This is a genomic window from Vibrio profundi (genome assembly GCF_043642225.1).
Classification (GTDB): Bacteria; Pseudomonadota; Gammaproteobacteria; order Enterobacterales; family Vibrionaceae; genus Vibrio; species Vibrio profundi_A.
This window is the reverse complement of the sequence record NZ_JBHZSF010000002.1, coordinates 376,051-390,394: the sequence shown is the minus strand read 5'-3', so window position 1 is coordinate 390,394 and position 14,344 is coordinate 376,051. Positions and strand designations below refer to the sequence as shown.

Annotated in this window: 12 protein-coding genes; 8 read left to right on the top strand and 4 right to left on the bottom strand. The window is 43.4% G+C overall.

Going from position 1 to position 14,344, the window contains the following annotated elements; all coding sequences use genetic code 11:
* Positions 1-237 precede the first annotated feature (237 nt).
* Positions 238-1,080, top strand: a complete 843-nt coding sequence (focA, locus tag ACHUFI_RS05250) for a formate transporter FocA (RefSeq protein ID WP_394247303.1) — start codon at positions 238-240, stop codon at positions 1,078-1,080.
* 212 nt (positions 1,081-1,292) lie between these two features.
* On the opposite strand, the gene ACHUFI_RS05245 is transcribed toward focA, so the two are convergent.
* On the bottom strand, positions 1,293-2,090 hold the full coding sequence (locus ACHUFI_RS05245) for an ABC transporter permease (RefSeq protein WP_394247302.1): 798 nt from the start codon (positions 2,088-2,090) through the stop codon (positions 1,293-1,295).
* Between the two features lie 441 nt (positions 2,091-2,531).
* On the opposite strand from ACHUFI_RS05245, the gene torE reads away from it, so the two are divergent.
* The 5 genes from torE to ACHUFI_RS05220 all read left to right on the top strand — a co-directional run bounded on the left by torE (position 2,532) and on the right by ACHUFI_RS05220 (position 9,765).
* On the top strand, positions 2,532-2,714 hold the full coding sequence (torE, locus tag ACHUFI_RS05240; RefSeq protein WP_394247301.1) for a trimethylamine N-oxide reductase system protein TorE: 183 nt from the start codon (positions 2,532-2,534) through the stop codon (positions 2,712-2,714).
* A gap of 52 nt (positions 2,715-2,766) precedes the next feature.
* Entirely contained in the window at positions 2,767-3,948 is a 1,182-nt protein-coding gene (gene torC, locus ACHUFI_RS05235) for a pentaheme c-type cytochrome TorC (RefSeq protein ID WP_394247300.1), read from the top strand.
* A gap of 24 nt (positions 3,949-3,972) precedes the next feature.
* Positions 3,973-6,435: a trimethylamine-N-oxide reductase TorA gene (gene torA, locus ACHUFI_RS05230; RefSeq protein WP_394247299.1), complete on the top strand. Its 2,463-nt coding sequence runs from the start codon at positions 3,973-3,975 to the stop codon at positions 6,433-6,435.
* A 410-nt stretch (positions 6,436-6,845) separates the two neighbouring features.
* Positions 6,846-7,772, top strand: coding sequence for a porin (locus ACHUFI_RS05225; RefSeq protein WP_394247298.1), 927 nt, complete (start codon positions 6,846-6,848; stop codon positions 7,770-7,772).
* A 253-nt stretch (positions 7,773-8,025) separates the two neighbouring features.
* Positions 8,026-9,765, top strand: coding sequence for a glycoside hydrolase family 36 protein (locus ACHUFI_RS05220; RefSeq protein WP_394247297.1), 1,740 nt, complete (start codon positions 8,026-8,028; stop codon positions 9,763-9,765).
* On the opposite strand, the gene ACHUFI_RS05215 is transcribed toward ACHUFI_RS05220, so the two are convergent.
* Together ACHUFI_RS05215 and ACHUFI_RS05210 are read right to left on the bottom strand one after the other, a co-directional pair.
* A complete protein-coding gene (locus ACHUFI_RS05215; RefSeq protein ID WP_394247296.1) occupies positions 9,752-10,489 on the bottom strand; it encodes a substrate-binding periplasmic protein in 738 nt (245 codons plus the stop codon). The two genes, ACHUFI_RS05220 and ACHUFI_RS05215, sit on opposite strands and share 14 nt — an antisense overlap.
* A 65-nt stretch (positions 10,490-10,554) precedes the next feature.
* Positions 10,555-11,757 carry a putative manganese transporter gene (locus tag ACHUFI_RS05210; protein ID WP_394247295.1) on the bottom strand — a complete coding sequence of 401 codons (1,203 nt, stop codon included), beginning with the start codon at positions 11,755-11,757 and terminating at the stop codon, positions 10,555-10,557.
* A gap of 348 nt (positions 11,758-12,105) precedes the next feature.
* Here ACHUFI_RS05210 and ACHUFI_RS05205 point away from each other — a divergent pair, with 348 nt between their 5' ends.
* Both ACHUFI_RS05205 and ACHUFI_RS05200 read left to right on the top strand, forming a co-directional pair.
* Entirely contained in the window at positions 12,106-13,011 is a 906-nt protein-coding gene (locus ACHUFI_RS05205) for a manganese-dependent inorganic pyrophosphatase (protein WP_394247294.1), read from the top strand.
* Positions 13,012-13,121: 110 nt separating this feature from the next.
* A complete protein-coding gene (locus ACHUFI_RS05200) occupies positions 13,122-13,511 on the top strand; it encodes a DUF2750 domain-containing protein (protein ID WP_394247293.1) in 390 nt (129 codons plus the stop codon).
* Positions 13,512-13,521: 10 nt separating this feature from the next.
* On the opposite strand, the gene ACHUFI_RS05195 is transcribed toward ACHUFI_RS05200, so the two are convergent.
* The gene (locus tag ACHUFI_RS05195) at positions 13,522-14,334 is read right to left on the bottom strand and encodes a DUF2927 domain-containing protein (RefSeq protein ID WP_394247292.1); all 813 of its coding nucleotides are present in this window, start codon (positions 14,332-14,334) and stop codon (positions 13,522-13,524) included.
* Positions 14,335-14,344: the final 10 nt, after the last annotated feature.

Below are 14,344 nucleotides of genomic sequence, written 5' to 3'. Positions count from 1 at the left end.
TTTCTCATATGGTTTTTTAACCTATTGAAATAGCTTGGAAATTTTATTTCATCTTAAAGAGGTGAAAATTATAATTTCATTATTGGTTACTACTTTAGTGGAGGTTTCCCGACGTCATAGCCCTAGTAGTGGCAAGGTTCGCTCTTACCCAGGTTCAGCGATGTAAATTTGTGCTTGAATTCAAAAATAAAAGAGAGGATTATCAGCGCCCCTGTCATGTTTCAAAATGTAACCGCTATGAATTTAAACCAATTTGATTCCTTACTTCCTCCTCAAATGGCTGAGCGCGCAGCTGAACTTGGTGTTGGCAAAGCGACCAAAGATCCAATGAAATCTTTCTTGCTCGCAATTTCTGCTGGGATCCACATTGGCATTGCATTCGTTTTTTATACCATTGTGACAACGGGTGCGGGTGACTTGCCATGGGGCATCACGCGTCTTATCGGCGGATTAGCTTTTAGTTTAGGTCTGATACTGGTAGTGGTCACTGGGGGAGAGCTTTTTACGAGCTCTGTATTGACTTTGGTTGCGAGAGCCAGCGGCAAAATTTCTTGGCGAGTGCTGATCAAAAACTGGGCGACAGTGTATGTGGGTAACTTAGTTGGAGCACTTCTGTTGGTGGTATGTATGCTACTCACTAAGCAATACATGTTCGATCATGGACAAGTTGGCTTAAATGCTATGGCTATTTCCCAACATAAAATGCATCACGGCTTCTTACAGGCAGTGGCTCTTGGAATTATGTGTAATGTATTAGTGTGCATCGCAGTCTGGATGACGTTTAGTGGACGTACGTTAACAGATAAAATTGCTGTGATGATATTACCAGTCGCTATGTTTGTATCGGCGGGATTTGAACACTGTATTGCGAACATGTACCAAGTGCCACTTGCGATTGGCATCAAGAATTTCGCTCCGGCTGAATTTTGGGCGATGACGGGTGCGAACCCTTCTGATTATTTGGATCTTAATATGATCGATTTCATTACCAACAATCTGCTCCCTGTGACGCTCGGTAATATTATTGGGGGCGGGATTTTTGTTGGAATGTGGTATTGGCTTATTTACTTAAGAGACTAGTTTGAACTTGATGAGAGCCCGCTGTTTAGCGGGCTTTTTTGTATTCTTCGAATGATTTTTCTGCACTTTGTGTGATCATTATTCAGAATGTATTGCGCAACTAACTCTGTGTATTACATAGGGTTATCCACATTTTCTGTGGATAACATGTATCAAAGTGAGTGAGTAAATAAGCAAGTATTCAGTGAAAGCATAAAACGGCTCGGTGCGGATTATGCACCTTGGTTTATAAATTTAATTGTCACTCTTCCTTCTTTCGTCAGAGCGACTTTGAGTGAGAGGTGAAGAACGATTGTCAGAGAAAGAGTCATCATCACGAAGATCGCGATCATGATCATCAATTGATATTTTATGGCGATCATTGGCGAAGCTCCTCCTAGTATTTGCCCTGTCATCATCCCCGGTAAGGTCACTAGACCTGTCGTTGCCATCGAAGCCATGATTGGTGCCATTGCTTTCTGCATAGCACTTCGTACAAATGGAGCGGCAGCATAGTGAGGAGATGCTCCTAACGATAAAGCTCCTTCGTACTCCTCGCGTCTTGATTCAAATGCACCAAATAAGTTCTGTAGCACAACGATATTGGCACTTAAGCAGTTCCCTAAAAGCATTCCAGCAATTGGAATTAGGTATTGAGCACTCATAAGTGGGCTAGGTTGTATTACCAGAGCGCAAATAAATACGACGAGGGGTATTGCCGTCACACTCAGCCCACCACTAATAGGAAGCAGTAGAGGCCTCTGAGGAAGTTTGGCTTTCCCTACAATTGAACTTGCCCCAATAACAATCATGACCATGAGCCAGAGTAGGTTAATGAAGACGTTATTTAGGGTGAAAAGGTATTCAAGATATAAGCCCACCAAACTCAGTTGGAGAACCATCCTAATAATGCTGATTGCGGCTTCTTTAGTAATCCCTAGCTTAAGGTACAGGCTGATGCAGAAAGGGAAAATTAAGATAAGGCTGAAAACTGATAGTTGAAACCAGGAAATATTAACGACGTCTTGCATGGTGTTTATCTCATTTTTGAAGCCTTTATAGTATCGGAAATGTCACTTTTTTGTATAGCGTTAGGGTTACAGTTCTACTCAATTTAGGCAGTGTTGCATTAACAATTCTGCTACATTTAATGCATTCTAGGTGTGAAAATTGCCTACTACTTACTGAGTATTAGGTTAAATAATGTCATGTTTATGTTGTATTTTTGTAGTGGCTTAACATTTTTGTTTCATTATTATTTTGTCATATCTGTTAATAGTTTTTAATATGCTTTTTTAACTAAACACATACTTGGATGAGCTCAAAAAAGTGTTGAATAACAAGGCTCCTAAAGGTGTATTTCATTGAACCCTACATTGAGTAGGTCTAATATTTTTTATCAGAAATAGAAAAAACTTTGGCTCTACATACAGAGCTATTCAAAATTACTAAATACAAAATAGGCAAAATGTATGAGTGATGTTAACAAAATCGAAAGTGGTGAAAAACGCACCTTAGAGTGGAAATCTTTCCTCTTTATTGCTGTGGTTCTCTTTCCAGTTTTAAGTGTGGCGTTTGTGGGAGGTTACGGCTTCCTTGTTTGGGCTTTACAAGTATTTGTGCTCGGTCCTCCAGGTGCTCACGGCGGCATGTAATGCCCTATAGCAACCACATTTTTATTAGAACTAATTTTTAAGAGAGCTAAACATGAAATCATTTTTAGTTAAGTTATGGCGCACAATGACTCGCCCAGCAGTACACATCAGTCTTGGTGTACTAACGATGGGTGGCTTTATCGCCGGTGTTATCTTCTGGGGTGGTTTTAACACTGCGTTAGAAGCAACCAACACAGAAGAATTTTGTATTAGCTGTCACACCATGCGTGACAACGTATACGTAGAGCTACAAGAAACGGTTCACTGGAAAAACACATCTGGTGTACGCGCGACTTGTCCTGACTGTCACGTTCCACATGAATGGACAGCAAAAATCGCACGTAAGATGCAAGCATCTAAAGAAGTATTCGCTCAAGTATTCGGTGATCTGGATACTCCTGAAAAATTCGAAGAACGCCGTATCGAGTTGGCTAAACACGAATGGGATCGTTTCTCTGCAAACAAATCTCTAGAGTGTAAAAACTGCCATAACTACGATTCAATGGATTTTGACAACATGCGCCCAACAGCGCGTATCCAGATGAAGAATGCAGCAGAGCGCGACCAAAGCTGTGTTGATTGTCATAAAGGCATTGCGCACAACCTTCCATTAGATATGGCATCAGCGAGCGGCATTGTTGGCGAGCTAGAAAATGTAGCAAGCAGCACTTCTTACTCTTCAGGTTCAGACGTTATTTCAATCCGTCATCTACCAATGTATACGGATGAAACAGCAACGGTTGAAGCGGGTCTACTGAGTCCTGCAAGTAAAGTAGCGGTTGTGGATCAAAAAGGCGACATGATCAAGATCCAAATCGATGGTTGGCGTAAAGCGAAAGGCTTCGGACGTGTAATCCAAGAAGACTTTGGTATGAACATCTCAACTGCAATCTTGACGAAAGAAGTCTCTCAAAGCGACGTTATTACTGTTGGTGAGAAGAAAGAAGATGAGCTAACTGGCCTTCCGTGGGAAGAAGTGAACCTAGCACTTTGGATGAAGAAAGAGTCTATGGTTGATAACTTCGATCCAATCTGGAACGCAGCTGGTCAAGCGTACCAATCTAACTGCTCAACGTGTCACTCACAGCCAGATGAAGCGCACTTCAGTGCTAACGGTTGGGTAGGGATGCTAGACGGTATGATTGCATTCGTTAACTTCGATACCGATACAGAAGCGCTAGTTCTTAAGTATCTACAGAAGCACTCATCAGATTTTTCTGAAGGCCATCACTAATAAGACGTCAATTGGAGTAACACAATGGCAATTACAAGAAGAAGTTTTCTGAAAGGTGTCGCGACTACGAGTGCGGCATCGGTTATCGGTCCAAGCTTATTGGCGTCGGCATCGGCTTCAGCAGCGGAGACAGAAGGTACTTGGAAAGTATCTGGTTCTCACTGGGGTGCATTCCGTGCACGAGTTTACGCGGGCAAGGTTCAAGAGATCAAACCGCTTGAGCTAGATAAGCACCCAACTGACATGCTGAAAGGTGTGAAAGGCATTATCTACAGCCCATCACGTGTTCGTTACCCTATGGTGCGTCTAGATTGGCTTAAGAAGCACAAATACAGCGCCGATACGCGTGGTAACAACCGTTTTATTCGTGTGACATGGGATGAGGCACTTGATCTTGTTTACCGTGAACTAGAGCGCGTACAGAAAGATTATGGCCCATGGGCGCTTCACACAGGTCAAACTGGTTGGAGACAAACGGGTCAGTTCCACAGCTGTACGAACCACATGCAACGTGCAATGGCACTTCATGGTAATTCAGTTAAGAAGATCGGTGACTACTCAACAGGTGCAGGTCAAACGATCATGCCTTACGTGTTAGGTTCGACTGAAGTTTACGCACAAGGTACATCTTGGGAACTTATCCTAGAAAACAGTGACAACATTGTTCTTTGGGGTAACGATCCAGTTAAAAACCTACAAGTAGGTTGGACATGTGAAACTCACGAGTCGTTCGCTTACCTAGAACAGCTGAAAGAAAAAGTTGCTAAGAAAGAGATCAACGTCGTTTCTGTTGACCCTGTTAAGAACAAAACAGGTCGTTACCTAGAAAATGAGCAAATGTACATCAACCCACAAACTGATGTGGCGTTCATGCTTGGTGTTGCTCATGTTCTTTACAACGAAGGCCTATACGACAAGAAGTTCATCGAAACTTACTGTCTAGGTTTTGAAGACTTTATCAAGTACGTTCAAGGTGAAACGAAAGATAAAGTTGAGAAGACACCTGAGTGGGCTGCTGCTATCTGTGGCGCAAGCGCGGACTCTATCCGTGACTTCGCTAAGATGCTAGTTAACGGTCGTACACAGATTCTTGTTGGTTGGAGTATCCAGCGTCAAGAGCACGGTGAGCAGCCTTACTGGATGTGTGCAGTTATTGCTGCAATGGTTGGCCAAATTGGTCTACCGGGCGGTGGTATCTCTTACGGTCACCACTACTCTGGTATCGGTGTTTCTTCAACAGGCTTTGCTGCACCGGGTTCTTTCCCACTGAACATCGACCAAGGTCAATCGCCTAAGCATACCAGCACAGATTACAACGGTTATAGCCGAGTAATTCCAGTTGCTCGTTGGGTTGATAGCTTGTTAGAGCCAGGTAAGAAGATCAAAGCGAACGGTTCAACGGTAACACTGCCTGATATCAAGATGATGGTATTCAGTGGTAACAACCCTTGGCATCACCACCAAGATCGCAACAAGATGCGTAAAGCATTCAAGAGCCTACAAACGGTAGTGGCTGTTGATTTCGCTTGGACTGCAACTTGTCGTCACTCTGATATCGTGCTTCCAGCGTGTACTCAGTGGGAGCGTAACGATATTGATGGTTATGGCGCATACTCTGGCCGTGGCTTGATCGCGATGCACAAACTAGTGGATCCTCTGTTCCAGTCTAAGACTGACTTTGAAATCATGTCTAACCTAACTAAGCGTTGGGGTCGTTACGACGATTACACGCGTGGTATGGACGAAATGCAGTGGGTTAAATCTCTGTACGACGAATGTCGCGCTTCAAACGAAGGCAGCTTCGAAATGCCTGAGTTTGCTGAGTTCTGGGAGAAAGGTTTCCTAGACTTCGGTAAAGGTAAGCCATGGACTCGTCACGCTTCATTCCGTGAAGATCCAGAGATCAACGCACTAGGTACACCTTCTGGTTTCATCGAAATCACAAGCCGTACTGTTGGCAACATGGGTTACGAGCACTGTCAAGAACACCCAATGTGGTTCGAGAAATCGGAACGTTCACACGGTGGTCCTGGCTCAGAGAAACACCCGTACTGGCTACAATCTTGCCACCCAGATAAGCGTCTTCACTCTCAGATGTGTGAATCTGAAGAGTTCCGTGCGACTTACGCGGTACAAGGCCGTGAGCCAATCTACATCAACCCAACCGATGCTAAGAAGAAAGGCATCAAAGATGGTGACGTAGTACGTGTGTTCAACGACCGTGGTCAACTGCTTGCAGGTGCTGTTCTGATGGATAGCTATGCACCAGGTGTTGTACGTATCGAAGAAGGTGCTTGGTATGGTCCAATGAATGAGAAAGTGGGTGCGCTTGATACTTACGGCGATCCAAACACTCTGACTCAAGACATTCCAACGTCTGAATTGGCACAGGCAACGTCGGCAAATACGTGTTTGGTCGATTTTGAGAAGTTCCAAGGCAAACTGCCTCCAGTCACTTCGTTCGGCGGTCCGATTGAAGTAGCATAATCACAATGTGATATGAAAAGCCCACTCTTAGTAGTGGGCTTTTTTGTATCAGAAGAATGGAGATGCTGGAAGGTTTCTGACGAAAGTTGTTTGAAGATGGCTAAGTTGACGCCCACGAAATAGGAGAGTGATAGAGCTTTAAGGCTATAAAACCTCGAGAATACCCCAATTTATATTGAACTAATCAAAGCTCGTTGTTTCACGGTTTTTTTGTGATAAAGAGCACCTTTAGGAATCTGAATTGTTTAATTATCGCTCGATTTTTAGAAGTTTTGATGCATTTAGAATAGCGATATTAACCTCATTGAAACTGTTTGATTTGTTCGAATGAGCCTATGTAACTAATTTTGCTGGCAGAGCGGTACGAGGAAACTCTGCTCATGATTTAATACACATAGGACAGCATAACAATGAAAAAGACAGCAGTAGCAGTTGCACTATCTCTAGTGACAGGTTCAGCATTCGCGTTAGAAGCACTATCAGGCGAACAATTTACAGTGTCGGGCGAATTTGCAGCCGGTGGATATTCTGATTCAAGTCGTTCAGATGACGAAGTTTACAATGGTGGCGCAACCGGTTTTGATATCTTCGCTGATTATCAAAACGGCAACATCATCGGTAAGTTTGGTGGTGAGTTTGATATCGAAGATGACTACGGTACATCTGACTCTGAATTTACAATCACAGATACTTGGGTTGGTTACACGACTGGCTTTGGTGTTATCTCAGCTGGTTACGCGAACGACACGGCTTTAGATGCTGTTGACGGTGCTGCTGACCAAACGATTGAATTTTTATGGTCTCCTTCAGATGCCTCAGATGCGCGTCAAGTTGTGAAATTTGAAGGCGATAAAGAAGGCTTCAAGTACGGCATTTCTTACTTCGGTGACCGTAACTATGATAATGAAGATCGCCAAGGTGGTTACAACGGTTATGTTGGATACGCAAACGAGACATTTACAATCAACGCTGGTTATGAAGATAACGACGAGCAAGAAGGTTCAACTGATAAGCTGTACTTAGTAAACGGTACAGTAACAGTGGGTAACTTCGGTGTTGGTGCAACATTCGCTGAAGAAGAGTTTGCAGATGGTGAAAAAATTCAGCTTGCAAACACGTCTATCGGTTACTCAATGGACGCACTTTACCTGGCTGCTGGCTACGTAGTGATTGAAGAAACTCGTGAAGCAGTTAACGTGGGTGGTTCTTATGCGTTTACTGACAACCTAACAGGTCTGGTAGATATCGCTTACCACGTATCTGATAAAGGTGAGATCAAAAATGGTTGGGAAAAGGGTGACATCGAGTCATTCGTTAAACTGGCTTACGCATTCTAATCTAGCCCCCTAGGTTCGAATATTATGGCCCGCCCGGGCCATTTAAAGCAGGACGCTTAATTAGTATTAATCCACTGCCTTTTGCCCTCCGGAGTCGAGGGTTTTTTCATTCCTGCTGCTAAGCTATTTTCCAGTCTAAACAATGTCCGCACACAAGTTGAAAATGATCACGCTTTGTTGAGAACCTATTAGTCAGTACATAGGTCTCGTGCTCTAATTTGACACTACATTAGTTGTTTAATCTAGGGCTGATATGTCTCAAAGTTTTAAGCTTAGCCAAGATTGTGTGGCCATGATTTCATCGCACGAGTTGACGGTTGAACATTCGGATAGCCAACTCAAGTTTCATTTCAATAGTGTTCACTCACGAGCATTAAGCTCTCATTTTAAGCTTGCGGAAATTTCTTGCGTCATTGAGCCACATGCCAATATGTTAGGCGATGGTTTTCAAATGCTTGCGCAAACAGCAGGGCTGGTTGAGTGCCCTAGAGAGATTGGCCGTTGTCCGGACAATAGTGCCATTTATCGGATTTACCCTCAGTCTTCCCCTAAGCGTTATTACAACTACTTAGTTCTGGAGCAGTCTAGTGGTTTTACGTTATTTGGCTTTACGTCATGCCGACGCTTCTCCGGTTATTTTGAGTTAGATAACGTCGGCTCCACTGGCTGGATCTCCGCTTATATTGATGGAGAGGAAACAAGCCCTCAAAACTGGGAAACCAACCAGCTAGAAAGTTTGTGCGTGCTTCAAGCGTCAGACCTAGACTCGCTCTATTCTGAGTACTCTCGAATTCTCAACCGTAATCACCAACCACGCGCTGGAGCAGTGAAAAAAACACCCGTTGGTTGGTGCTCTTGGTATGCCTACTATGCGGATGTGAATGAAAACAACATTCACGACAACTTGGATTGTATGAATGGCGAATTGGCCGACATAGAGTGGGTATTACTTGATGATGGCTATCAGGCATTCATGGGGGATTGGCTAACTCCTTCAAATAAGTTTCCAAGTGGCGTGAAGGAACTGATTGCGAAGATAAAAAATAAAGGTAAGAAACCTGCCATTTGGCTAGCGCCTTTTATTGTTCAGGCCGAATCTGAAGTGTATCAGCAAAACCCGAATTGGTTTGTTCGAAATAAAGCCGGAGATCATTTAGTCGCAGAGGAAATTACTTATGGCGGCTGGAGGTGTACGCCTTGGTATATTCTCGATACCTCGAACCATGAAGTTCAAGAGCACTTAACTCATGTCTTTCGCACGATGAGAGAAGAATGGGGGATCGAACTCTTTAAGCTTGATGCAAATTACTGGGGAACCCTCAAAGGTAACCGCCTTCAACGCGGTATCACTGGTGTCGAAGCCTACCGTTTGGGAATGGAGGCAATAGCAGAGGGGGCTGGCGAGGCGTGGCTACTAGGTTGTAATGCACCAATGTGGCCTTCATTAGGGACAGTAGATGCGATGCGCGTATCTGATGACGTTGAAAGGCGTCCATCACGCTTTGAGCAAATAGCTAAGGAAACCTTCTACCGAAGTTGGCAGCATCGAAAGCTTTGGCAAATAGATCCAGATTGTGCAACGTTCACTTCGCTAGCTAATCAATCGACAGACAGGGCAAGCTACGAGTTTCATCGTGATGCGATTCTAACCTCTAGCGGATTGCTGTTGAGTGGCGACCCTTTACCAGACATGGTTGAATTTGGACTAGCCTCTTTCTCCAAGTTAGTGAAGCGACAAAAAATCAACCCAAACAGCGCATCATTTTCTTCTTTGAATTTGAATCATGCCAGTTTGCCTTTAGGGGAGCTCCACCAACTTCACTGTATTTTTAATTACGGAGAGGGGGAGAAAGAGTTTACATTAACGTCTGAAAAGCCGACCAATTGGTATGACTTTTGGTCGGGAGAGAAGCTCAACCTGGAACCGAGCGCTTGGCTAGAAGTGTCACTTGCAGGTGGCCTTACCTCGAAGGCGATAGTTACTGGTATTTAAGTAATATTTTATCGTAGGTGCCATCAGTCTTAATGGCATGAATACCTTTAAGAAAGTTAAGCATGATCATATGGCGGTCTGGGTGATGGACACTTACCGCCATATGGATTGGTTTGATCACACTGCTATTTTTAATAAAATGGAAGTCATCAATGTTGATCCCTTCTCGTTTCATTAGAAATTTGGCTGCGCGTTTGTCTGCAAATATGACGTCTACTCGTTTTGCTTTGAGTTTTTTTATAGAAGTCAGTAAATCACTAGAATAAACACGCTCAAAATGTGTTGATGTATAATATTCGTCCCCATATGCATAGTTCCTGATAAAGCCAACTTTCTTTCCTTTCAAAGAATTCAAATCTGAATAATCAAAAGAAGATTCCTTTAAAGTGATGAGTTGTAACTCCACCAATAAGTAAGGCGTGCTAAACGACAGCGTTTTAAGGCGCTCACGAGACCACCAAGCCGCGACTAAAATATCTTGGCTACCTAGTTTTACTTCTTTTAGTGATCGTAACCATGGCTTTACCGTAAGATCGATCTCATAGCCTTGAGATTGAAAAGCAGCTTTGACGATATCGAAGGAAAGGCCTGATTGCCCATCGGTAAACACATAAGGAGGCCACGAACCCTGCGTGGCAGATAAGTTATTTGCATACAACTTAGAAGGGAAGATGCAATGGGCCATTGCAAAGATAAAGGACAGCAATATAGGTTTTATCTTCATCTACTCTCGCACCAAACAAGTGAGCTTGAATAGGTTAAGAGTAGCTGAAGATAAGAAAGATAGGGTTACAGTTCAAACATAAAGTAGTAAGAATATCCCACGACAAGCGCTGGTAATGCCGAATAAAGTGTCGCTACTGCAGCAGCTCTTGGAGCCATGGCTATTGCTGGGAAGAGGGCGTCACCATCATTAGAGATAGAATTAGAAATCTGAGCTGAAAGCGGCATTACCCCTGATAAGTACAAGCTAGTGATAAGGATTTGCGGACCACACCCCGGAAGTAGACCTACAGCTAATCCAGTCATTGGCATCCAAATCCCCCACCCAGATACCAGCGATACAAGATCCAATTGAGTAAAGAAGATAGATAGTTCAAATAGCATGAAGGCCATGATCACCCATGCGCTCACAAAGTTGGTGTCTTGCGCCGTTTTCTGAATCGGATGAGATGATAGGCTCTTTTCATCTTCGGCGACGGTTGACTGGTAATCTTTGATATCTTTGGTCAAAGACCAGAGCAACATACTGCTGACCGCGAGGATAGCGCCAACCCATTCCATTGTTGATTCTTGAAGTTGGAACAAATGATTGATGTCGACTTGAAATGAGTCGAGCAAAGCAATGCTGGTGGCGGGGATGAGTATCCACTTCCAAAATATGCCCTGTAGGTTAATCGCTTTGTGCTCGAGTGCAGAGTGTTCAATGTCTGAGCTGCATGAGATTTCATGTTCCTTGTTCTTAGGACGTAAAAAGTCATCAGCGTGGAATAAATTCACAATTAAACCGCTTATTGAGCCAACAACGATGCCCATTAATACAATTCCAAAACCGACTTTTGGGGAGCTAGCTAACAGTAAGAAAGCGGCGTCGCCCATCGTAGACGTTAATACCGCGACAACGGAACCAAAACCTACACGGCCATTAATGAATTGAGTTGTGACAACAATGGCCCCTCCGCATCCCGGTAACGCGCCGAGTAGCGATGCGAATACCACTTGATGGGAGCGTGATGAATGGTAAAGGGAGATGAGCTTATTCTTACTGCTCATAAAGCTAGAAAGGTGGTGATAAACCGCTAAGGTGAAAGCCACATAGCAAGAAACCGCCCAAAAAGAATCAGAGAGTGTCGCAACGGTGATATCGCGGGTACTTTGGTTCGCGATTAGTGCCAGCAAAGCTACTGGTAGAACTAAGCGTTTGTACGCAAGCTGGAAGCCAGTAATAGAAGGAAGCTTAGCTGCAGAATGAAACAGTTTAGAAGGAACCATGCCTCTAGCGCCTTTGGTAATGAGAATTATTATCAGTATATGTAAATGATAATTATTCGCAACTTAAAGTTATTAACTTTTTAATTTTGGTTGGAGTAAGGCGATCTCAATCACCAAACAGATTGCAGTTACACAATATAACGAGGTTGCTCAATGGTGATAATCGATTGATTTTGTTGCGCTAGTATTTAAGAAATTTATGGCGCCCGACGCATAGATAGCAGGAAAGTAAGAATCTGTTACGTGTAGAGAATGACAAATTTTAAAATTCAGGTAAAGTAACGACCTTTGTGAGCAATTTTATCTACAAGATAGTAGATCTCTAATTAGACTTGAATAGGAAGAAAGATGATTCTAGTTGTCGGTCATAAGAACCCAGATAGCGATAGTATTTGTAGTGCACTAGTAGCAACTGAGCTACTAAAATCTCGTGGTCTTGAAGCAATGCCAATTCGCCAAGGCGAAATTAACCGCGAAACTCAGCACATTTTAGAAGTAGCTGATGCTGAAACTCCTGAACTTCGTACATCTGTAGCTGGCGAAAAAATTTGGCTAGTAGACTACTCTGATCTAGCACAGGCACCGGATGATGTAGCGGAAGCTGAAATTCTAGGTATTGTTGATCACCACCGTCTAGGTGATGTGATGACAGTAAATCCAATGGAAGCTTGGATCTGGCCTGTTGGTTGTACTAACACCGTTCTATTCAACATGTTTAAGATTGAAGGTCACTCAATCTCTCAGAAAATCGCTAAGCTAATGATGTCTGCAATCCTATCTGACACAGTTGGCTTCGCTTCTCCAACATGTACTCAAAAAGATAAAGATGCAGTTGCTGAGCTAGCTGAAATTGCTGATGTACAAGACGTTGATGCATTCATTAAAGATCTACTGATCGCTAAAACAAACATTGAAGGTCTATCTGCAGCAGAGCTAGTAGAAAAAGACCTGAAAGGCTACCCATTCAACGGTCGCGATGTTGTCGTTGGTCAAGTTGAACTTGCGACTCTAGAGCAAGTTGACGGCATGATTGAAGCGCTAGAAGCAGACCTAGAAGCACGCTGCGAAAAAGATGGCCTAGCGTTTGCTGCTGTAATGCTAACAGACATCACAACGGCTCAAACTCGCCTACTATACAAAGGTGAGTGGGCTGAGAAACTTGTTAAGCATGAACAAAACGGCATGCTTATGATGGAAAACACGCTAAGCCGTAAGAAGCAAGGCTGGCCTTGGCTACAAGCTGAGCTAGTGTAAGCGAAACCGCTTTAAGCTTTTAACGCCTACTGATTAATCAGTAGGCGTTTTTATTTTCACTCTAATTCATTAATTGAAGTGAATGGCAGTAATAACTAGGAGCCCCTAGCATGACAACACAACTTGATGAAAAAAGAATTGCCGAAATCAATAAATTTGATGGAGAGCAGCGCTTTAAATACTGCATTAAAGAAATCGTCGCTAATCGCGAAGTGTGGATTCTGACTGACGAACATGGCTGTGTAATGTTGAATACAGAAGAAGAAGACTGTGTACCAGTATGGCCAAATCAAGAGTTTGCTGAATCATGGGCAACTGGCGAGTGGGATGCGTGCAAAGCCGAAGCGATTTCGCTAAACAAATGGCATAGTCGCTGGACCGTTGGTCTAGAAGATGATGAGTTGGCAGTCGTGGTGTTCCCAAATGAACAAGAGGAAGGCGTGATTCTCTTCCCTGATGAATTCGACTTTGAACTTAAGAAACAAGCTTCTCGTCGCTAGTTCCTACAGATTAGTATCCCACAAGCTGATATAAAGGGGCTTGTGTGGATACTTTTGCTGCGCCTTTCAGAATACCATTACTCTCGTACTTCGCGAGCTTCTTTCTAACCAGCGGTTTAAGCTCTTTTTTAGACATGCCGGATTTAAGCTCTGGTTCATACAGTAACTTGAGCAAAACCACGTCGAGTGGTGATAATAAATCATTGGGCGTTTGGTCATTAAATATTGACGGATAAGCGTCTTCAGAATCATTTGGTAACCCCAACACTTGGGTAAACTCTTCTACAATACACGCCAATAACTTTCCTCTTGCGCGAGCATGGTCCACAGGAATAATAATGGCTGCCTCGACGATTTCACTTTTAGCGTTCATCTTATAGCTTGCTGTGCAAATTGCGCTACGTAGATAGTCCGTAGACTTAACGCCGGTAAATTCTTTAACTTCTTCAATCCACGTTGATTCTTGAGTAAAAATCCATTTCACATTGGCTTGCGCTTCACTATTTACCAGTGAGATAGGAAGTCCAGTAATATCAGCCAGGTGGGCAAGATGGAGCTCGGTTAATTCTTGGTGGAGCGCTTGATCGCCCACACGGTGCTGTACCCAAACTTTAAGCGGGGAGTTCCATTTAGATAGCGGTTTACTTCCTGATAGATATTCGTTTTTTAATGCCACTTCAAAAAATGCATTCTCAACAAACGCCTTATCAAGCCAAGTTAGCTCTGTGGCGTAACTTGGATTAGGTGTGATAGCAAACAGGTAAGCCACAAGCCACAATGACTTAAATCGTGAGCATAACGACGGCATCCTTGTATCATCCATCTAAACGGCC

What these genes read in the sequence shown, in the direction of transcription:
- ACHUFI_RS05220 (WP_394247297.1), top strand. Translation starts at nt 8,026, where the DNA reads ATGTCTCAAAGTTTTAAGCTTAGCCAAGATTGTGTGGCCATGATTTCA.
- torE (WP_394247301.1), top strand. Translation starts at nt 2,532, where the DNA reads ATGAGTGATGTTAACAAAATCGAAAGTGGTGAAAAACGCACCTTAGAG.
- ACHUFI_RS05225 (WP_394247298.1), top strand. Translation starts at nt 6,846, where the DNA reads ATGAAAAAGACAGCAGTAGCAGTTGCACTATCTCTAGTGACAGGTTCA.
- torC (WP_394247300.1), top strand. Translation starts at nt 2,767, where the DNA reads ATGAAATCATTTTTAGTTAAGTTATGGCGCACAATGACTCGCCCAGCA.
- torA (WP_394247299.1), top strand. Translation starts at nt 3,973, where the DNA reads ATGGCAATTACAAGAAGAAGTTTTCTGAAAGGTGTCGCGACTACGAGT.
- ACHUFI_RS05205 (WP_394247294.1), top strand. Translation starts at nt 12,106, where the DNA reads ATGATTCTAGTTGTCGGTCATAAGAACCCAGATAGCGATAGTATTTGT.
- ACHUFI_RS05195 (WP_394247292.1), bottom strand. Translation starts at nt 14,334, where the DNA reads ATGGATGATACAAGGATGCCGTCGTTATGCTCACGATTTAAGTCATTG.
- ACHUFI_RS05200 (WP_394247293.1), top strand. Translation starts at nt 13,122, where the DNA reads ATGACAACACAACTTGATGAAAAAAGAATTGCCGAAATCAATAAATTT.
- ACHUFI_RS05215 (WP_394247296.1), bottom strand. Translation starts at nt 10,489, where the DNA reads ATGAAGATAAAACCTATATTGCTGTCCTTTATCTTTGCAATGGCCCAT.
- ACHUFI_RS05245 (WP_394247302.1), bottom strand. Translation starts at nt 2,090, where the DNA reads ATGCAAGACGTCGTTAATATTTCCTGGTTTCAACTATCAGTTTTCAGC.
- focA (WP_394247303.1), top strand. Translation starts at nt 238, where the DNA reads ATGAATTTAAACCAATTTGATTCCTTACTTCCTCCTCAAATGGCTGAG.
- ACHUFI_RS05210 (WP_394247295.1), bottom strand. Translation starts at nt 11,757, where the DNA reads ATGGTTCCTTCTAAACTGTTTCATTCTGCAGCTAAGCTTCCTTCTATT.